20 protein-coding genes and 1 pseudogene are annotated in these 20,219 nt (G+C 49.9%); all 21 read left to right on the top strand.

Annotation, left to right across the window (positions count from 1 at the left end):
• Positions 1-205 precede the first annotated feature (205 nt).
• A complete protein-coding gene (gene pheT / locus DHL47_RS03200) occupies positions 206-2,611 on the top strand; it encodes a phenylalanine--tRNA ligase subunit beta (RefSeq protein WP_209550876.1) in 2,406 nt (801 codons plus the stop codon).
• A 167-nt stretch (positions 2,612-2,778) separates the two neighbouring features.
• Positions 2,779-2,966 (top strand): annotated as a pseudogene (locus DHL47_RS03195) (rhamnulose-1-phosphate aldolase); the annotation flags it as partial.
• Between the two features lie 129 nt (positions 2,967-3,095).
• Positions 3,096-4,247: an iron-containing alcohol dehydrogenase gene (locus DHL47_RS03190; protein ID WP_209550875.1), complete on the top strand. Its 1,152-nt coding sequence runs from the start codon at positions 3,096-3,098 to the stop codon at positions 4,245-4,247.
• A gap of 724 nt (positions 4,248-4,971) precedes the next feature.
• Positions 4,972-6,348, top strand: a complete 1,377-nt coding sequence (locus DHL47_RS03185) for an NAD-dependent succinate-semialdehyde dehydrogenase (protein WP_209550874.1) — start codon at positions 4,972-4,974, stop codon at positions 6,346-6,348.
• A gap of 809 nt (positions 6,349-7,157) precedes the next feature.
• Positions 7,158-8,234: a histidinol-phosphate transaminase gene (gene hisC, locus DHL47_RS03180; protein ID WP_209550873.1), complete on the top strand. Its 1,077-nt coding sequence runs from the start codon at positions 7,158-7,160 to the stop codon at positions 8,232-8,234.
• Positions 8,231-9,220, top strand: coding sequence for an ATP phosphoribosyltransferase regulatory subunit (locus DHL47_RS03175; protein WP_128835998.1), 990 nt, complete (start codon positions 8,231-8,233; stop codon positions 9,218-9,220). Before hisC ends, DHL47_RS03175 begins: the two co-directional genes overlap by 4 nt.
• Positions 9,217-9,861, top strand: a complete 645-nt coding sequence (hisG, locus tag DHL47_RS03170) for an ATP phosphoribosyltransferase (protein ID WP_209550872.1) — start codon at positions 9,217-9,219, stop codon at positions 9,859-9,861. The genes DHL47_RS03175 and hisG overlap by 4 nt, the downstream gene beginning before the upstream one ends.
• Complete coding sequence (gene hisD, locus DHL47_RS03165) at positions 9,858-11,150, top strand: histidinol dehydrogenase (protein WP_209550871.1); 1,293 nt, start codon at positions 9,858-9,860, stop codon at positions 11,148-11,150. Before hisG ends, hisD begins: the two co-directional genes overlap by 4 nt.
• 12 nt (positions 11,151-11,162) lie before the next feature.
• Entirely contained in the window at positions 11,163-11,747 is a 585-nt protein-coding gene (hisB, locus tag DHL47_RS03160) for an imidazoleglycerol-phosphate dehydratase HisB (RefSeq protein WP_209550870.1), read from the top strand.
• Between the two features lie 47 nt (positions 11,748-11,794).
• Positions 11,795-12,418 (top strand): imidazole glycerol phosphate synthase subunit HisH, encoded by a 624-nt coding sequence (gene hisH, locus DHL47_RS03155; RefSeq protein WP_209550869.1) that lies wholly within the window; start codon positions 11,795-11,797, stop codon positions 12,416-12,418.
• Positions 12,396-13,127: a 1-(5-phosphoribosyl)-5-[(5-phosphoribosylamino)methylideneamino]imidazole-4-carboxamide isomerase gene (hisA, locus tag DHL47_RS03150; protein WP_164828388.1), complete on the top strand. Its 732-nt coding sequence runs from the start codon at positions 12,396-12,398 to the stop codon at positions 13,125-13,127. The genes hisH and hisA overlap by 23 nt, the downstream gene beginning before the upstream one ends.
• A complete protein-coding gene (gene hisF, locus DHL47_RS03145; RefSeq protein WP_209550868.1) occupies positions 13,121-13,879 on the top strand; it encodes an imidazole glycerol phosphate synthase subunit HisF in 759 nt (252 codons plus the stop codon). The genes hisA and hisF overlap by 7 nt, the downstream gene beginning before the upstream one ends.
• A complete protein-coding gene (gene hisI / locus DHL47_RS03140) occupies positions 13,879-14,211 on the top strand; it encodes a phosphoribosyl-AMP cyclohydrolase (protein ID WP_128836012.1) in 333 nt (110 codons plus the stop codon). The genes hisF and hisI overlap by 1 nt, the downstream gene beginning before the upstream one ends.
• 280 nt (positions 14,212-14,491) lie before the next feature.
• Positions 14,492-14,806 carry a phosphoribosyl-ATP diphosphatase gene (hisE, locus tag DHL47_RS03135; protein WP_209550867.1) on the top strand — a complete coding sequence of 105 codons (315 nt, stop codon included), beginning with the start codon at positions 14,492-14,494 and terminating at the stop codon, positions 14,804-14,806.
• A 32-nt stretch (positions 14,807-14,838) separates the two neighbouring features.
• On the top strand, positions 14,839-15,588 hold the full coding sequence (locus DHL47_RS03130; RefSeq protein WP_128836016.1) for a PHP domain-containing protein: 750 nt from the start codon (positions 14,839-14,841) through the stop codon (positions 15,586-15,588).
• 11 nt (positions 15,589-15,599) lie between these two features.
• Positions 15,600-16,070: a GNAT family N-acetyltransferase gene (locus DHL47_RS03125; RefSeq protein ID WP_209550866.1), complete on the top strand. Its 471-nt coding sequence runs from the start codon at positions 15,600-15,602 to the stop codon at positions 16,068-16,070.
• Between the two features lie 15 nt (positions 16,071-16,085).
• Entirely contained in the window at positions 16,086-17,012 is a 927-nt protein-coding gene (locus DHL47_RS03120) for a helix-turn-helix transcriptional regulator (RefSeq protein ID WP_209550865.1), read from the top strand.
• 85 nt (positions 17,013-17,097) lie between these two features.
• Positions 17,098-17,463, top strand: coding sequence for a nuclear transport factor 2 family protein (locus tag DHL47_RS03115; RefSeq protein WP_209550864.1), 366 nt, complete (start codon positions 17,098-17,100; stop codon positions 17,461-17,463).
• Positions 17,464-17,693: 230 nt separating this feature from the next.
• Positions 17,694-18,035 carry a LytTR family DNA-binding domain-containing protein gene (locus DHL47_RS03110; RefSeq protein ID WP_128836026.1) on the top strand — a complete coding sequence of 114 codons (342 nt, stop codon included), beginning with the start codon at positions 17,694-17,696 and terminating at the stop codon, positions 18,033-18,035.
• Between the two features lies 1 nt (position 18,036).
• Entirely contained in the window at positions 18,037-18,786 is a 750-nt protein-coding gene (locus DHL47_RS03105) for a response regulator transcription factor (RefSeq protein ID WP_209550863.1), read from the top strand.
• An 18-nt stretch (positions 18,787-18,804) separates the two neighbouring features.
• Positions 18,805-20,139, top strand: a complete 1,335-nt coding sequence (locus tag DHL47_RS03100) for a sensor histidine kinase (protein ID WP_209550862.1) — start codon at positions 18,805-18,807, stop codon at positions 20,137-20,139.
• Positions 20,140-20,219 lie beyond the last annotated feature (80 nt).

Raw genomic sequence — 20,219 nt, 5'->3', positions numbered from 1 at the left:
TGAAATTTAGATGATTTGTTTCTGAAATCAGGATTTCAGACAAATCCCTAAAATTTGGTCGTTCAAGTTCTTCGGTGATAGAATAGAGAAAGGAATGGAACCCGGGCTAAAAACTCGGAAAAAAGATAGATTTCCTAGCATTCATCGAATGCTTCGTCAATCTCCTATTTTTCAGTCGTTTTTAAACGCCCTTGGTATCTTAATTATGTTAGTAAGTTATAAATGGTTAAAAGAATTAGTAGACATTGATGTGGCGAGCGCTGAGCTGGCTGAGAAAATGTCCACAACCGGGATTGAGGTAGAAGGTGTGACATCGCCGGCTGCCGGTCTGTCCAAGATCGTTGTCGGTGAGGTTGTATCGTGTGAGGATGTGCCGGATACCCATCTGCATGTCTGTCAGGTCAATGTCGGCGAAGCGGAGACGCGTCAGATTGTCTGCGGAGCTCCCAATATCCGGGCCGGTATCAAGGTCATGGTGGCCTTGCCCGGTGCACGCATTGCGGACAATTACAAGATTAAAAAAGGGAAAATCCGCGGCCTGGAGTCGCTGGGCATGATCTGCTCTCTCGGCGAGCTGGGCATTTCTGACTCAGTCGTGCCAAAGGAATTTGCGGATGGTATCCAAATCCTGCCGGAGGAGGCTGTGCCGGGTCAGGAAGTCTTTCCATATCTGGACTTGGACGATGAAATCATCGAACTCTCCATCACGCCAAACCGGGCAGACGCACTCTCTATGCGCGGTGTCGCCCACGAAGTGGCTGCAATCTACGACAAGGCTGTGCGGTTTAAGGCTTTCCCGCTGACAGAAGGTGACAAGCAGGCAGCGAATCAGCTTGCGGTAGCTATCGAGACAGAGAAAGCTCCCTACTATGCGGCCCGTATTTTGGACAATGTGCGCATTGCTCCAAGTCCGCAGTGGCTGCAAAATCTCCTCATGAATGAGGGGATCCGTCCTATCAATAATGTGGTTGATGTCACCAACTATATCCTGCTCTACTTTGGTCAGCCCATGCATGCCTTTGATCTGGATACCTTTGAGGGCGACAGGATTGTCGTGCGGGAGGCGCGTGCCGGTGAGAGCTTGGTCACTCTGGACGGAGAAGAACGCCAGCTGGAAGCTTCAGACTTGGTCATTGCGGTAGCGGATCAGCCGGTGGCATTGGCCGGTGTCATGGGCGGTCAGGCGACGGAAATCTCTGACAAGTCAAGCCGGATTGTTCTGGAAGCAGCCGTCTTTGATGGCAAATCTATCCGCAAGACCAGCAGCCGTCTGGGATTGCGGTCGGAGTCTTCATCCCGCTTTGAAAAAGGCATCAATGCAGCAACGGTCAACGAAGCCTTGGATGCGGCAGCCAGCATGATTGCGGACTTGGCAGGAGCCACTGTCCGGGCAGGTATCGTCCAAGCCGGCCAGCTGGACACGGCTGACAAGCAGGTTTCGACCAGTCTGGCAGATGTCAATCGGGTCTTGGGAACAGACTTGACCTATGCGGATGTCGAGGATGTTTTCCGCCGGCTGGGCTTTGGCCTGAGCGGTTCGGCAGAGACATTTACTGTCAGCGTGCCTGCCCGCCGCTGGGACATCAGCATTCCGGCTGACCTCTATGAGGAGATTGCCCGTATTTATGGCTATGATCGCCTGCCGATTTCCTTGCCTCAGGATGCTGGTACAGCAGGAGAACTGACCGCGACACAAAAATTACGCCGTAAAGTTCGGACGGCGGCAGAGGGAGCTGGCCTGACAGAAATTATCACCTATGCTCTGACGACACCGGAAAAGGCGGTTGAGTTTAGCCTCAATCCCAGCAAGCAGACCGAGCTCATGTGGCCCATGACGGTGGAGCGCAGCGTGCTTCGTCAGAATATGGTGTCTGGCATGCTGGATGCGGTCAGCTATAATGCTGCCCGTAAAAATAAGAATGCTGCCCTTTATGAAATTGGCAAGGTCTTTGAGCAGACAGGCAATCCCAAGGAAGATCTGCCCCATGAAATCAACAGCTTTGCCTTTGCTCTTACTGGCTTGGTCCAGGAGAAGGATTTCCAAACGAAGGCTGTGCCGGTAGATTTCTTCTATGCAAAAGGAGTGGCAGAAGCCCTCTTTGACCGTCTTGGGCTGGAAGCTGACTATAGAGCTACGGATCAGCTGCCCAGCATGCATCCCGGCCGGACCGCGCTTATCTCTGTCAATGGCCAGCCGATCGGCTTTGTCGGACAAGTGCACCCAGCGACAGCCAAGGCCTACGACATTCCAGAGACCTATGTGGCCGAGCTCAGCCTCTCTGCTATCGAAGAGCAGCTGCAGCCAGCCCAGCCATTTGCTGAAATTACGAAGTTCCCGGCTGTGACCCGTGATGTGGCTCTGCTGCTCAAGGCAGAAATCACCCACCAAGAGGTCCTGGATGCCATTCAGGCAGCCGGTGTCAAACGCCTGACCGACATCAAACTCTTTGACATCTTCTCAGGTGACAAGCTGGGTGTCGGCCTCAAATCTATGGCCTACAGCCTGACTTTCCAAAATCCAGAAGCCAGCCTGACCGACGAAGAAGTCGCAAAATATATGAAAAAAATCCAACAATCCCTGACCGAAAAGCTCGGAGCAGAGGTGAGGTAGAATATATCCTAAAAGAGGCTGAGACAGACTCAATCCCACCGCCTTTTAGAAACACTTAATCAATAGACTTGCTCGTAAACCGTATCTTGAGTCAGTTGGCCTTAAGCGGTCGGCACATGGGCAAACGACCCCGCCCTTTCATTGCGAAACGAAAAGCTGGGGTCTTTTTGTTTGCCTCCGGAGTATCGCTGGATGAAAGCTACGGCCTGATTGCAGTCATTGAAAAGGCTGCCATGATTTATTCCCAAATCGGGGCAGGGCAGCCAGATCAAGCAGGAAATCACCAATCCGAGAGCTGCAGGAAATTGCAGAATCTTTCAACAAGACCCCGCATGAAGGCTTCTTGGATAGATAGGTAAAAAGTGAGCTGGGGGAGAGGCTTTGCTTTTCCTGCAGGATGTTTTGTTAAAAAAATCACAAAATACTTGAAAATCGAAAAAGATAGGTATAAAATCATATTAACATAACAAAAAGGAGAAGAAAGATGTCAACATTTTATGTACCAGCCGTCAACCTTATCGGCAAAGGCGTTGTCAATGAAGTCGGCCCTTATGTTAAAGAATTGGGTTACAGTAAAGCTCTGCTGGTTACGGATAAATTTATCGAAAGCAGTGAAATTCTGCCGAAGGTGCTTAAACCTCTGGATGCTGAAGGAATCGAATATGTCATCTTCAGCGATGTAGAGCCAAATCCAACTTGTAAAAATGTCATGGATGGGCTAGCAGCGCTGAAAGAAAATAACTGCGACTTTATTATCAGTGTCGGCGGAGGCTCTCCGCAAGATGCCGCAAGCTGTATCTCCGTCATTGCGACCAATGGCGGTAAGCCGCAAGACTATGAGGGTCTGCACAAGTCAGCCAAGAAAGGTATGCCAGTTGCAGCCATCAATACGACTGCGGGAACTTCAGCTGAAATTACCATTAACTATGTGATCACTGATGAAGAGCGCAAGGTCAAAATGGTTATGGTGGATAAGAACAGCCTAGCCCTGATTTCGGTCAATGACCCTGAACTCATGGTATCCAAGCCAGCTGCCTTGACAGCTGCGACAGGTATGGATGCCCTGACCCATGCGGTAGAAGCCTTGGTCACTCCGGGCGCTTATGGCGTGACTAAGAAACTGTCGATTGGTGCCATCGAACTAATCAAAGAATACCTGCCTCGGGCAGTGGCCAACGGCCATGACATCGAAGCGCGCGAAGGCATGGTGAATGCCATCTTTCTAGGAGGCATGTCCTTTAACAATGCTGGTTTGGGCTACGTGCACTCCATGGCTCACCAACTGGGAGCTGTCTATAATCTGCCGCACGGTGTCTGCTGTGCCATGCTGCTCCCGGTTGTTGAGCGTGAAAATGCCAAACGGGTGCCAGGAGCCTTCCGCAATGTCGCCAAAGCCCTCGGTCTTCATACCGAAGGCAAGACAGATGCAGAATGTGCAGCCTATGCCATTTCTGAAATCGAAAAACTTTCTGAAACCGTCGGCATTCCAAAGAAATTGACAGAACTTGGTATCGAAGAAAAAGACTTTGATTTTGATTACCTTTCTAAGAATGCCTTGATAGATGCCTGCGCCCCAGGCAATCCATTTATGCCAACCTTAGAAGAAACCATTGCCTTTTACAGGGAGCTGTTTTAACACTCAAAGACAATCGAAAATGATCAGGCAGACCGATAGAGGCAGCGAGGCTGGAACCAAGTGTTTCAGTCTCGCTTGATTATGGCCGAAAGTTCTTGACCTTAGCGCGGCAGACGATTGCCAAAACTCTGCGAAAATCTCTTCAGCCTGCGTCAGCTCCGGGGAACCTTTTCAGCCTGAACTTAGAAACAAAAGAGTGAAGGGGACTAAATTTTTAAAAATTTTATACAGTATCTTCCAAAAGATGCATCCCTCTGTGGGTGAGGACTCAGCCATCATGGGAGTCTGTCCCACCTGCTTTTGAGACTTCCTTCAGCAAAACATTTGAAATCGCTTGCAAAAATGGTATAATGGCTTTGTGAAAACTGAACAATATTTCTGCTGATACTCTTGCTGCCCTCAATTCTGCAGGGATTGGCTTGGGCTTGTGCCAACAGTCTGGGGAGTGAAAAAGGTTCCAAGAATTTTTTTCAGCCCTGCCCAGTTTGACTGTTTATCATTGGAGTATGTGTCAGAACAGACAGGCCGATCTGTCTGAGTTCGGTTGGAGACAGAACTTGGGCTAAAAATGTTGAAAAAAAGAGCAATCGTTCTTGAAGCTGTTGCTTGAGTGTTTGCTTCTCATTTTTCTGCAGCTCTGGCAGCCTGCTTTGCTTAGAGATGTGGATGCCCATTGGGATTTCTTCGTTATTTAGCCCCTCAGATCTCAAAAGGAGGAAAAACGATGGCTTATAAGACAATTTACCCTTATACCAATGAAGTGCTGAAGGAGTTTGACAACCATACGGATGCTGATCTGGAAGCGGCTTTGGCTGCGGGCCACGCCCTTTACAAAAAATGGCGGGCTGAAGGCGGGCTGGAAGAGCGAAAAGGCCAGCTGCACAAGGTGGCGGAACTTCTTCGCCGTGATGTGGATAAATACGCTGAAGTGATGACCAAAGACATGGGCAAGCTCTTTACTGAAGCCAAAGGCGAAGTGGAGCTCTGTGCTGCTATTGCGGACTATTTTGCTGATAAGGCTGAAGAATTCCTGAAACCAAGAGAGCTGGAAGCCGTGCATGGGGAAGGCTATTACATCAAGCAGGCAGTCGGCGTGCTCTTCATGGTAGAACCGTGGAATTTCCCCTTCTATCAAATCATGCGTGTCTTTGCGCCTAACTTTATGATTGGCAATCCAACGGTGCTCAAGCATGCCTCTATCTGTCCGGCTTCTGCACAGGCCTTTGAGGAACTGGTCAAGGAAGCAGGCGCTCCTGCCGGCTCTTTTAAAAATCTCTTTTTGACTTACGGCCAAGTCAGCAAAGCCATTGCGGATCCGCGGATTCAGGGAGTGGCCCTGACAGGGTCTGAGCGCGGCGGGGCTTCCATCGCGGCCGAAGCTGGTGCCAATCTTAAGAAATCAGCGCTGGAACTGGGCGGAAACGATGCCTTTCTGATCTTGGAAGATGCCGATTTTGAACTGCTGAAAGATACCATTTTCTTTGCCCGTCTCTACAATGCCGGTCAGGTATGTACCTCATCAAAACGGTTTATCGTTGTCGGTGAAGAAAATTACCGTAAGTTTGTGGATATGGTAGTGGAAACCTTCAAGACAGCAAAATGGGGCGATCCGATGAAAGCTGAGACCACTTTGGCTCCTCTGTCTTCTGCGGCGGCTAAAGAGGAAGTCTTAGGACAAATCAAACTGGCAGTGGATAATGGAGCAAGGGTCGCTTATGGCAATCAGGAGATTGACCATCCAGGCAATTTTGTCATGCCGACAGTCTTGACCGATATCAGCAAAGACAATCCAATTTACAACACCGAAATCTTCGGTCCTGTGGCGTCTATTTACAAAGTGGATACAGAAGAAGAAGCGATTGCACTGGCCAATGATTCCAGTTACGGTCTGGGGGGAACGGTCTTCTCCTCTGACCCAGAGCGAGTGGCGCGTGTTGCTGCCCAGATTGAAACAGGGATGACCTTTGTGAATTCAGGCTGGGCTTCTCATCCAGAGCTGCCCTTTGGCGGGATTAAGAATTCGGGCTATGGCCGTGAACTCAGTCATCTAGGTTTCGATGCCTTTGTCAATGAGCACCTTGTCTTTACACCAAAAGGATAGGAAGGCTGGGCTATTGCCTGTTGGTTTAGCATAGGGCGGCGGTGGCAGTGAGACAGACTCCCGCGCTGGCTGTGTCCTTACCCGCAAAAGGGGGAACCTTGTGCTTCTAGGCTCAGGCTGAAAAAAATCTCCTCAATCTTTTTACTCCCAGCATCTTATGCAGCCGCTTTGGTGCTAAAGTGAAGCACGGTGACTGGATTTCGGACTGAGGTTGGAAAATTACCGGAAAACCCCCGCTTTAAAATTTTTTTCATTTTTCTCTTGCTTTTTCTGAAAAATTCAGGTAGAATATTCAACAATCATTTAAAGCGATGAGAGAAAAAGCTTAAGACAACAGACAGAGAGTGCCCGGCGGTGAGAAGGCATGCAATCCTTAAGCGACACATTCTTGAGTGCGGCTGCGAAATCAGCATACTGAGATTAGTGGCCGACGGCTGATTCCCGTTACGAATTCGGAGTCTTGTACTCCATGAGGGTCCTCAGGCGACTGAGGGCTGAATAAAGGTGGAACCGCGTGTCAACGTCCTTGCAATGTTTTTTGCGAGGGCTTTTTATTATCTTTTGAATAGCATCAATCCTTATACTTTTCGAAAATCGGCTTCAGATCAGGCGTGTAGAGTTCCTTACCCGAACAGAGCGAGGCTGCAATACTTTTGTCGCCGTCTCCTATGCGGGTGAGGGTACAGCTGTCAAGGGAATCTGTCTCCTAATCTACAAGATCCGACAGTTCCCCAAACTTAACGGACGAGGCGGATGCTGATTTTCAAAGAGCAGAAATGATTGGAAACAAGCGAAAGCGAGGTAGCAGTATGCTCAAACTAAAAGGTCTCAGATCACTCACTCCCTATGTGGCGGGGCAGCAGCCTGCAGGAGACAGGCTTATCAAGATTAATACCAATGAAAATGCCTACCCTCCCAGTCCGCGGGTGGCTGAGGCGCTGAAGGATTTTGACGCTGCCAGCCTGCGCAGGTACTCCAGTCTGGATCAGGCCGGCCTCTGTCAGGCTTTGGCAGCAAACTTGGGCGTCTCGCCAGACCAGCTCATTATCGGTAATGGCAGCGACGACATCCTGTCTATGGCCTTTCTGGCTTTCTTTAACAGCGGGGAGCCTGTTCTTTTTCCGGACTTGACCTATGGATTTTACAAGGTTTGGGCCCAGCTTTATCGGGTTCCTTACAGAGAAGTACCGCTGACGGAGGATTTCCGGATTCGGACGGAGGATTATCTGAAAGCCGAGGGAGGCATTGTTTTGGCCAACCCCAATGCTCCGACCGGGATTTACAAGCCCTTGGAGGAGCTGGAGCAGATACTGGCGGCCAATCGGAATCTGGTCGTGGTAGTAGATGAAGCCTATATCAATTTTGGCGGCCAGACGGCCCTGCCGCTGCTGGAGGAGTATCCCAATCTCTTTATTAGCCGGACTTTTTCCAAGGATGCGGCTCTGGCCGGCCTGCGGGTAGGCTATGGTATCGGGCATCCGGACTTGATTGGGGTCATGAAGACCGTTCAGCATTCGATCAATCCTTATTCGGTGGATCTGCTGGCAGAGAAGCTGGCTCAGGCAGCTATCGAGGACTGGGCTTACTATGAGCAGACCAGCCGGCAGATTGAGCAGACCCGGGACCTGCTGGCGGAGGAGCTGGCAGCGCTGGGCTTTGAGGTTCTGCCCAGTCTGGCAAATTTTCTCTTGGTCAGGCCGAATGGCGTGTCAGCTGGGGAACTATTTTCTCATCTGCAAAGCCAGAATATCTATGTCCGATATTTCCCAAAGGCTGAACGCATCAAGGATTATCTGCGGATTTCAGTCGGTCAGCCTCAGGAAATGGAGCAGGTTTTGGCCATTATCAGGGCATTTATCAAGGAGCGAAAGGAGGCCGGCCGATGAAGCAAGTCACTCTGCCTAACGGCATGCACGATAAATTATTTAAACGAGCCCGTGTGACCTATGAGATTGAGCGGAATATCAGTGATTTTCTCATGGCTCAGGGATTTAACCGCATTGATACACCGACTCTGGAGCATTTCGAAGTCTTTGGGGACAGCATTGAGGCCAGCCATTATCACCTGTTTGATAAGAAGGGCCATCTGCTGGCGCTACGGCCCGATGTGACCAGTCAGATCGGCCGGGTCATTGCTTCGACCCGGGTTCATACCCCGACTAAATTTTCCTATTCGGGCAAGGTTTTTCACTACAATGAGGAGCTGCGCGGGCTGGCCAATGAGCTCAGTCAGGCCGGCATTGAAATCATCGGCTACCCTGTCCGGCAAGCGGTGCTGGAGGCCATTCAGTCGGCCAAGCAGTCGCTGGATCTAGCTCAGGTCCGCTCGTATCAGTTTGAGTTTTCCCATGCGGCTATTTTAAAGACCATTCTGGAAAAACTGAAGCTGGACGAGCAGGAAGAGGCACGGCTTTTAGACCATATCCGCAAGAAAAATATGACTGGTCTCTATGAATTTACTCAGGCCAATCCCAGTGAGTTTGATGAATTTCTGCAGAAGCTGCCCTGCCTTTTCGGCCCCAGCCGGCAGGTGCTGGATCAAGCCAGAAAGCTGCTTGAGAACCAGCAGATTCTGGCAGCCTTGGATGATTTGGAAGACATGCTGGTCCAGCTTTCGGATCTGCTGCCGGCCAGCACCATGGATCTGGGACAGGTAGCGTCTATGCCTTACTATACCGGCCTGACCTTCAAAGTCTTTGGCGAAAAAGTGCCGGCTGCCTTTCTGTCCGGCGGCCGCTATGACCAGCTCTTTGAGCGCTTCGGGGCAGATCAGCTGACGGCGGTAGGCTGGACGCTGGATATTGACAGCGTCTATCAGGCCATTCATGATGATCTGCCGGATGAAAATGGAAAGGAAGGTGGCAGCAGATGAGCCAGATTACCATTGCCCTGACCAAGGGGCGGATAGAGGAGGAGACGGTTGAGCTCTTGAGCCGAGCCGGATTTGACCTGGCCTTTATGGCTGACAAGGGGCGGAATTTGATTTTTGAAAGTCCGGACGGCCGATTTCGCTTTCTCTTGGTCAAGGGACCCGATGTCACGACCTATGTCCGTCACGGTGTGGCCGATGTGGGCATTGTCGGCAAGGATATTCTCTTTGAGCATCCGACCGGCTATCTGGAAATGCTGGACCTCAATTTTGGTCTCTGCAAGTTTTCTCTGGCCTCGGTGCCCAGCTATGATCCGCAGGACCATAAGCGCAAGCGGATTGCGACCAAGTATCCGACAGTGGCGATGGATTATTTCAACCAAAAGGGCGAAGATGTGGAAATCATCTCCATTCAGGGCAGCGTGGAGATTTCTCCGGTGCTGGGATTGGCTGATGCTATCGTCGATATTGTCGAGACTGGCCATACCCTGTCGGCCAATGGACTGATTGTCTTTGAGGACATCTGCCGGGTGTCGGCCCGGCTCATTGTCAATCAGGCTTCCCTGAAAAATAATCCGGACCTGATGCCTTTTATTGCGAAAATTGAATCCCTGGTGGGAACGAGAGAGGTGGCTTTTGAATGAAAAGGATTGAACGATTAAGCGGAACAAATGAAGAAATTTCACGTATTCTCTATGAAGAGCAGCTAAAGCTCAGCCAGCAGAATCTGGATGTGGAAGATGCAGTCAGTGACATTCTGGAAGCCGTCAGAAAGGATGGCGACCAGGCCCTGACTTACTATTCTCAGCTCTTTGACAAGGTAGAAGTGACAGACTTTGAGGTCGGGCAGGACCTGATTGAGCGGGCTTTTGAGGAGATTGATCCGCAGGTGCTGACAGCCCTTAAGAATGCTCAGACCAATATTGAAAGCTACCACCAGCAGCAGCTGGAGGCCGGTTTTGAGGACAGCCCCAGTCCGGGTGTTCTGCGCGGCCAGCTCATCCGGCCCATCGAGCGGGTGGGAACCTATGTACCGGGCGGAACAGCGGCCTATCCTTCCTCTGTCCTCATGAATGTCATCCCGGCCAAGATTGCCGGGGTCAAGGAGATTATCATGATCACCCCGCCTCAGGAGCGCTTTAATCCGGCCATTCTGGTAGCGGCCAAGCTGGCTGGGGTCAGCCGGATTTTTCAGGTGGGCGGTGCTCAGGGAGTGGCGGCTCTGGCCTATGGGACCGAGACGATTCCCAAGGTGGACAAGATTACCGGTCCGGGCAATATTTTTGTAGCCACAGCCAAGAAATTGGTCTATGGTCTGGTCGGGATTGACATGATTGCCGGCCCGTCAGAAATCGGTGTGATTGCAGATGCTTCTGCCAGTCCGGTCTATGTGGCGGCGGACCTGCTTTCACAGGCTGAGCATGACAAGCTGGCCCGGGCCATTCTGGTCACAGACTCAGAGGAGCTGGCTGATCAAGTGGAGCAGGAGCTGGACAGGCAGCTGAAGACTCTGCCGCGGGAGGAAATCGCGCGTGCTTCTATTGAAAATAACGGCCGCATCATCATCGCGCCTTCTAAGGAAGCCATGTTTGAGCTTATGAATCAGGTGGCACCGGAGCACTTGGAGGTTGCCATGGATGACGCCTACAGCTATCTGGATAAGATTGAAAATGCCGGATCGGTCTTTCTGGGCCACTATACCAGCGAGCCTATCGGAGACTACTATGCCGGAGCCAATCATGTGCTGCCAACGACCAGCACCAGCCGCTTTTCATCGGCTCTGGGTGTGCACGACTTTATCAAGCGCATCCAGTACACCCAGTACAGCCGGGAAGCTGTCAGAGCAGCTGACCGCGACATTACCAGCCTGGCCTATGCTGAAGGCCTGCAGGCTCATGCCAAGGCAATCGAAGCCCGCAGACAGGACAAGTAGAAAGAGGATACCATGAGAAAAGCTGAATTGAGCCGTACAACTCAGGAAACCAAGATTGCTTTAGCCGTCAATCTGGACCAGCAGGAGCCAGTGGACATTGATACGGGGGTTGGTTTTTTTGACCATATGCTGACCCTCTTTGCCCGTCACAGCCGGATTTCCTTAACCGTCAAGGCCGAGGGAGACCTCTGGGTGGACAGCCACCACACAGTAGAGGATGTGGGCATCGTGCTGGGGCAGGCCCTGCGCCAGGCTCTGGGCGACAAGGCCGGCATTAACCGCTATGGCACGAGCTTTGTGCCCATGGATGAAACGCTGGGCATGGCCAGTCTGGATCTGTCAGGCCGCTCCTATCTGGTCTTTGACGCAGCCTTTGACAATCCTAAGCTGGGGACTTTTGACACTGAGCTGGTGGAGGAATTTTTCCAAGCTCTGGCCTTCAATCTGCAGATGAATCTGCACTTGAAAATCCTGCATGGCAAAAACAGCCACCACAAGGCGGAGAGCCTCTTTAAGGCGACCGGCCGGGCCCTGCGCGAAGCGGTCACTGTCAATCCAGACATTCGCGGGGTCAATTCTACCAAGGGTCTGCTCTAGCCTGCCGGCGGGATGGAGCTGCTCTCTACTGATAAAGGATAGCTAACATGATTATTGTACTTGATTATGGTGCGGGAAATACGGCCAATGTTCTGCGAGCCCTGGCCCAGGTTGGGATGGCCGCACGCCTGTCGGCCGATCCGCAGGAAATTTTAGCGGCTGACGGTCTGATTCTGCCCGGTGTCGGAGCTTATGCGGCTGCTATGCAGGAGCTGAGCAGGCGGGGACTGACTGCGGTCATCCAGCAGGCTGTGGCAGCCGGCAAGCCGCTCTTGGGCATCTGCTTGGGCATGCAGTTGCTGCTGGAAGAGGGACTGGAAAACGGCCGAACGCAAGGTCTGGCTTTCATCCCCGGATCCTGCCGCAGAATCCCTGACCAAGCAGGCCTGCCAGTGCCCCACATGGGCTGGAATGATTTGAAGATTGAGCAGGAATCTGCCCTGACCGAGGGCCTGCAGGGACAGGCAGTCTACTTTGTTCACAGCTATTATACGGATGTTGCTGAGGCCTATATTGATGCGACTGCGGATTACGGCTTCCCGCTGCCGGCCATGATCCGCAAGGGTCATGTCTTTGGCTGCCAGTTTCACCCAGAAAAGTCCGGCTCGGTCGGTCTGGGCATTCTAGAAAGATTTAAGGAGTATGTCTATGAAGATTCTGCCTGCTATTGATATTAAGGACGGCCAGGCGGTCCGTCTCTTTCAGGGGGATTTCAGCCAGAAGACAGTAGTCAATCCGGATGTTCTGGGACAGGCTGAAACCTTCAGAGCCGCCGGCATCCGCATGATTCATGTAGTCGACTTGGACGGTGCCTTGGAGGGCCGGGCCAGCAACCGCCAGCTGATTTCCCAGATCAAGCAGCAGACCGGACTGGCTGTCCAGGTCGGCGGCGGCATCCGCAGTCTGGAGCAGATTGAGGATTATTTGGCAGCAGGGATTGACCGGGTCATCATCGGTTCCATGGCGGTCAAAGATCCTGCCTTTGTTGAGGCGGCGCTGGAGCGCTTCGGCAGCAGCAACATCGTCATCGGCATTGATGCCAAAAAAGGTCTGGTCGCTACCGAAGGCTGGCTGGAGACCAGCAGCCAGGACTATATCAGTCTGGCCCTGGCTATGGAAAAGATTGGCGTCCGTCTCTTTGTCTATACCGATGTTGAACGAGACGGCACCCTGACCGGACCCAATATCCAGCATTATCAAAGGCTGCAGGCTGCTCTCACACATGCGAAAGTCATCGCCTCAGGCGGTATCCAGTCGCTGGCAGATTTGCAGGAACTGGAGGAACTAGGGCTGGCCGGTGCCATTGTCGGCAAGGCTTACTACAGCGGCCGGGTGACCCTGAGCCAGCTCAGAGAGATAGATGAGGACCAACCATGCTGAAAAAAAGAATCATCCCCTGCCTGGATGTCAAGGACGGCCGGGTGGTCAAGGGCATTAACTTTGTCAATCTGACCGATGTCGGTGACCCGGTCGATGCAGCTAGGGCCTACTATGAGGCAGGCTGTGATGAGCTGGTCTTTCTGGACATCACTGCCACTCATGAGCAGCGCGACACGACAGTTGAGATGGTCCGGCGGGTAGCCGAGCAGGTCTTTATCCCCTTTACGGTCGGCGGCGGCATCCGCTCGGCTGAGGATATGAACAGGATGCTCAAGGCCGGCGCTGACAAGGTTGCCGTCAATTCCTCAGCTCTGGCAAATCCCCAGCTGATTGCCGACTGTGCGGAGAAATTCGGCAGTCAGTGTGTGGTGCTGGCTGTTGATGCCAAGAAAGCAGCTGACGGCAGCTGGCATGTCTATCTGGCCGGCGGCCGCAAGGACACTGGCCGGGAGCTTCTGGCTTGGGTCCAGGAGGCTGTTCGTCTAGGGGCCGGAGAAATCCTCCTGACCAGCATGGATAAGGATGGGACCAAGTCTGGCTTTGACCTGCCCATGCTGCAGGCTATTTCGCAGGTTGTATCCGTGCCCATCATCGCCTCAGGCGGGGCGGGCAGCCTGGAGGATATTTTGGAAGTCTTTGAGAAAACGGCGGCAACTGGGGCCTTGGCTGCTTCTATCTTTCACTATGGGCAGGTTTCTATCCCAGACACCAAGCAGGCCATGCGGGAAGCAGGATTGGAGGTGAGGCTCTGATGGCAGATGTAAGATTGGATTTTCAAAAACAAGGCGGTCTGATCCCGGCCATTATCCTAGACCACAGCAGCAAGGAAGTCCTCATGCTGGCCTATCTCAATGAAGAGGCCTACCAGCTGACCCGCTCCAGCGGTCAGATGTGGTACTGGAGCCGCTCGCGTCAGGAGCTCTGGCACAAGGGAGCCACCAGCGGCCACTATCAGACTGTCAGGAAAATCACGGCCGACTGCGATCTGGACACCCTGCTGATCGAAGTGGACCAGACAGGCGCTGCCTGCCATACCGGCGCCAAATCCTGCTTTTTCAACCAGATTTGGCAGGAGCAGGCATGATGGCAGGCAAGCTGCTCATCCTGCCACGAGAAATCCCATGGGACTTTCTCTAGCTCCTGCACTAACCAGCTGAATTGAAAATCATCGTTTCCATTCAGCTGGAGTCGGCAGTTTACAGCCATGATGGCAGCTCCAACAGTCTGGGAGACTGTTGGAGGTTGCGGATAAAGCAAACGAAGTTGGCGTCAAAACAGTCTGGGAGACTGTTGGAGATCAAAAGCACTGCTTTGAGATGTCCTGATCTGAAGAGTTTTCTCAAAAGTATAAAAAAGGAGACACCATGCTAGAAAGCCTTTACCAAGAAGCCCTCAAGCGCAAAAAAGAGCCCAAGGAAGGCTCCTATACCAGCTATCTCTATGACAAGGGGCTGGACAAGATTCTCAAAAAAGTCGGCGAAGAGGCAGCCGAAGTCGTCATTGCAGCCAAAAATGCGGATAAGGAAGAAATCGCCAATGAAACGGCTGACCTACTCTACCATCTGGCAGTTGCTCTGGTGGAGACCGGCGTCAGCCTAGATCAGGTCGAGAGCGTCCTCCAAGCCCGTCAGGGCAAGCAAAGCCGGATCCATGACCGGCCGGAAATTGACAATTACTAAACGAATAGATCTTTAACAGAAAGGCGGCAAGCATGCGCGACAACCACCTGCATACCTATTTTTCCTACGACTCAGAAGCCGATTTTCGTGACTATCTGGACCACTATGAGGGCGAGATTGTCACCACTGAGCACTATGACCTGTCCAATCCCTACCCTTATCAGGCAGCTTCGCCCCATGATGATGTGCCCGACTATGCGGCCTATTCGGCGAAAATAGCAGAGCTGAATAGGCAATACGGCAACCGCATCAAAAAGGGCATTGAAATCGGCTATTATGCCCCCCGCAAGGCGGATATTCTGGCCTTTCTGGCTGACAAAGACTATGACCTCAAGCTTCTCTCTGTCCACCACAATGGCAGCTTTGACTATCTGGAGGAGCCCGTCCTGCAGCTGGATAAGATGGAGCTGATTCCCCGCTATCTGAGAGAGCTAGAAGAGGCGATTGAGGCTATTCCGGCGGATGTCTTGGCCCACTTTGACTATGGCTTCCGCCAGTTTGAGGTCACAGTGGAGGAGCTGAAAAGCTTTGAGCCTCAGCTGCGCCAGCTTTTTCAAAAGATGATCGACCACGGCCTGGCCTTTGAGCTCAACTGCAAGTCCATGTATCTCTACGGCCATGAAGACCTCTATATCTATGCTCTGGGTCTGGTCAAGGAGCTGGGCGGCCAGCGCTTCTCTGTCGGATCGGACGGGCACAAGCTGGAGCATTTCCGGCTCAATTTTGACCGGGCGGAGCAGATAGTAGCAGAAGCCGGCATTGATGACAGCCAGCTGATTTGAAAGGAGCGGTCATGCTTAAAATCAGGCCTATCGAGCCAGACGAAATCTATCTCCTAGAAGAATTTCTCTATCAGGCTATTTTTGTTCCGGAGGGTATCCCGGCTCCGTCCAGGAGTATTCTGCAGGATCCTGATTTGCAGCTTTATATCAAGGATTTTGGTGCCCGGCCGGATGATTGGGCACTGGCAGCGGAAGCAGAGGGCCAGCTGGTCGGAGCCGTTTGGGTCCGCCTCATGCGGGATTACGGCTATTATGATGACCTGACACCCTCCCTGTCCATTTCTCTCTTGCCCGACCATCGGAGGCAGGGAATCGGACAGCAGCTGATGACAGCCATGCTGGATTTGCTCCGAGCTCAAGGCTATCCCCGCGTCTCCCTGTCCGTTTCCAAAGACAATCCCGCTGCGCGCTTCTATCAGCGGCTGGGCTTTGTCACCGTGGAGGAAAGGGAGACGGACTATCTGATGCTTTGTGATTTATAGGAAAAAATAGAAATCATGAAATTAGAAAGATTAATTTACATTTTACTGGCTCTTTTAAATAAGAGGCAGATAACCGCTAAAGAGATTGCCGCCCGTTTTAGAATATCGACTCGCACGGTATACAGAGACATGGACACGCTCAGCTTAGCGGGTATTCCTATCTATTCCGAACGAGGGGATAAGGGCGGCTTCTATATACCGGACGACTATAAGATGGACAGCAGCTTTTTCACAGAAGAGGAAAAACAGTTTATCATCAATATGAGCCAAAACGTTGGCAAAATCGTCGGCCGTCCAAGCTTTGACAGCATCGAGCACAAGCTGGCTTCTCAAGAAAGTGCAGGCAGTGCCAATCCTTTTTACTTTGATCTCAGTTCCTGGTCTCTCAATACCAATTATCTGCTGAAGATTGAGCAGGCGATTCAGGCGGGGCAGAAGATTTCCTTTTCTTATTATTCCAAAAAGCAGGAGCGCAGCCAGCGTATGATACTTCCCTACCGACTGGTTTTTAAGCTGAATGCTTGGTATGTCGTCGGCTTTTGCTTGGACAAATCCGACTTTCGCTTTTTCAAACTCAGCAGGATTCGCCAGCTGCAGCTGATAGGAGAAGAGACTTGTCCGAAAGATTACCCGCTCTTATCTCAGGAAAAGTTAGACTATTTTCTAAATCCTCCAAAGGAAAAAGTAGAGGGCAGCAAAGAGGAAATAGACTTACAGTTTGCGGCGTCTGCCCTGCCAAAGATTTATGACCATTTCACAGAAGAAGAAATCAGCATAGAGGAGACCGGAATAAGAATACATGCTTTTCGAGCTTTAACGCCAGCCTTCTTTGAATTGCTCTTAAGCTTTGGGCAACAGGTGAAAGTCTTGTCTCCCAGTCACTTGCAGGAGCAGTTGATCCAGACTCTCCAAAAAAATCTTCAGCAATATGACAGCCTGTAGTCATATTGCTTTTTGTATAATCTGAAGTGGGTTGAAAATCTCATTGTTGAGTGCTTGCCCAAAATTATTTTATTGGAGGTTCCAGATGGATACAAAAACATTAGCAGAAAGCTATTTTACTGCTGTCAATACAGGCGGCTGGGAAGACTTTGTAGCAGAAAACTTTGAGTATGGAATGTGCGACAGTCAAAAAATCAGACAAGGACGCGAAGTTTACCTGCAGGGTGCGGGTCAGTTCTATGCTTTAAGCCAACATCTTGAAGTGAAGAAATTGCTGGTAGAAGGACGAGAAGCAGCTGCTTTGAATCGTTACCGCTTGCAATCGCCACATGGAAAAGAACTAGAATTGGATGTCGCAGAATTTCTAACATTTGATGAATCAGATAAATTAGTTTCATCTTTCATTTACTTCGATACAAATCGTTTTCAAGAATTTATGCAGGGAAAATAAGACTAAAGACCGCCAATCAGCGGTCTTTTCACTTTGTCTTACAGAGGGAAATTCACCATATCAACTGCAAAATTTCCTATTTTTATGGTAAAATAGAACTGTAAAGTGAAGCCGCTTTCTCGGGACTGCTAAAAGCAATCGACCATTTAAGACCTCCTGGCTACCATTTAGGATTTTGCCCACATTTTGAGGTAAAAATATGCTATGCTAGAGAAAAAAGGAGGTAGATCATGACTACTATCGTAATCAAAGACGGCGGCACCTATCGCAAGCTGAATCTGTCAGCAATTTTTTATATCCAGTCTCATCCTCAAAAGCCGCATTTCGTTCTTATCGTGACTGGAAAAGGTGACTTTGAGCTCCGGGCATCTCTGGCTGAGCTCAAAGAGACCTACCCCGACTCTTTGCTGCACTGCAACCGCCAGACCTTGGTCAATCTCGCTAAAATCAAGGGAATCAATCGGCAAGCTAAGTCCATTCTTTTTGACAAAAAAGGCCTGCCCGACTTGGTCTGCTCTAGACGGCATTTTGCCAGCCTGCTCAGAAGATGGTCAAAAGAAGGAGGAAAATGACATGAAAATTTTTGTACTAGACGATGATAAACAACAGCAAGTCTATATGGAAACAACCATTCGCCGGATTTTTGAAAAAAATGGCTGGGAAGACTTTCAGCTTTTAGAAATCTATGGCAAGCCAGAGCAGCTGATTGACGCCATGCATGAGCGGGGCAGCCACCAGATTTTCTTTCTGGATATTGAGATCAAGAAAGAGGCTCAGAAGGGGCTGGAGGTAGCCCAGCAAATCCGCAAGCAGGATCCCTATGCCCTGATTGTCTTTGTGACCACCCATTCAGAGTTTTTGCCCCTGACCTTCCGCTATCAGGTCTCTGCCTTTGACTTTATCGACAAAAACCTGTCAGATGAGGATTTTGCGGAGCGGATAGAGCAGGATCTGGCCTATCTCTATGAGAGAAGGGATATCTACCAAGCTGATGAAACCTATATTTTTGAAAATGGGCATTCAGAGTTTCAAGTTCCCTTTAACGAAATCTACTATTTTGAAACATCCGAAGTTCCCCACAAGCTCATCCTCTATACCAAGACCCAGCGCCTGGAGTTTTACGGCCAGCTTTCAGAGGTCGTCGACCATGACAAGCGCCTCATTCGCTGCCACCGATCCTTTGTGGTCAATCCAGGCAAGATCAGCTCTATTGACAAGGATAAAAAGATGGTCTTTTTCCCCAATGGCGCCAGCTGCTATGTGTCGCGGTATAAGATGAAAGGATTACTAGAGGCTTTTAGAAAAGTAGGGAAACACGGATAGGAATAGGGGAGAATTATTATGCGACTCATCATAATGGAAGTTATCTTTTTATCGATAGAAACCATCATCCTACAAGTTTTATATGCCAGAATCAGTGGGATTAGATTAGCGTGGTATAACTATTTTATAGGGCTTGTTGCGTATCTCTCGTTTACTGGAACACTCGGTTTTTTATTAAATGGGACATTCTTGGAATATCTTATTCTGCCTGGATTTTTTTTGCTATATTCTTTTGTGCGAAGTCGTTTTTTAACTAAGCATCTATCAATTTTTTATGGCTTGTTTCCGATTGTTCTTTGGAATTTATTACATCGTCTAATAAATTTTTTGGTATTACCAGTTTTTGGTTTTCAGTATGAAAAGATTACGGAAAATAGTTTTCTTTTAATTATAAGCTCTTTTCTAGCTAGTATTCTGTCTTTGTTTCTCCCTAATATTCTTAAGTATGATTTTAAACGATTAAGAGAATTTAAATTAAATAATGAGGAGAAAAACGTAATAAAATTTTTAAATTTCTCAATGTTCCTTTATTTCATTTTTATTCAGCTATTTTCTTATTTTGAAATTTCGCTGAAAATAAATACAATGGCCTTTCGGGAGTTGTTGGTTGTTGTTTATATTATCTTGTTTTTAATATCTGTTAATATTTTAGATCGTAATCTACGAAAAAGAATTCAAGAAAAACTAAATAACCAAAGAGAGCTCCAACTTAAAAACATGTCGGACTATAGCCGACATATTGAGGAACTTTATAATGAGCTCCGCAGTTTTCGTCACGATTATATCAATATTCTCAGAAGTCTCAGACTAGGGATTGAGAATCGGGATTTGTCGACGATAGAACGGGTTTATAATGACGTTCTTAAGGACTCAGGTCAGCCGCTCAATCAGCCCAAGTTTGATTTAGGTCGTCTGACCAGTATCCATAATGATGCCCTAAAAAGTCTCCTATCTGCTAAGTTTATCGAGGCTGAGAGCAAACAGATAGCTGTCAGTTTGGAGGTGTCTGGTATGATAGAGCCTCAGGGGATGGAGCTGTTAGACCTTCTCACTCTGGTTTCTGTCTTAACTGATAATGCTATAGAGGCGGCCATACATGCCGAATGTCCGACGGTTTCGATTGCTTATCTGGAGCAGGGGGACAAGCAAATCTTCATGATTGAAAATTCTACTAAAGAAAGCTTTGTAGATACCTCACAGATTTTTGAGCGTGGTGTCAGCAGCAAGGGACAGGATCGAGGGATTGGTCTTGCCAATGTTCAAAGTATTGTCAGTCGCTACCGCAATGTTTCGCTCCAGACAGTCAGCCAGGATCATCTCTTCCAGCAAGAGTTAAGAATAAGTCATGATTAATAACTCAAACTTGTAACCATCAAATCTCCCGTAACCCCTTATCCCTCAAGAGTTTAGACACAAAATAATGCTAATCAGCT

The organism is Streptococcus panodentis (assembly GCF_017884005.1).
Lineage (GTDB): Bacteria > Bacillota > Bacilli > Lactobacillales > Streptococcaceae > Streptococcus > Streptococcus panodentis.
This window is presented reverse-complemented; position numbering and strand designations above follow the sequence as displayed.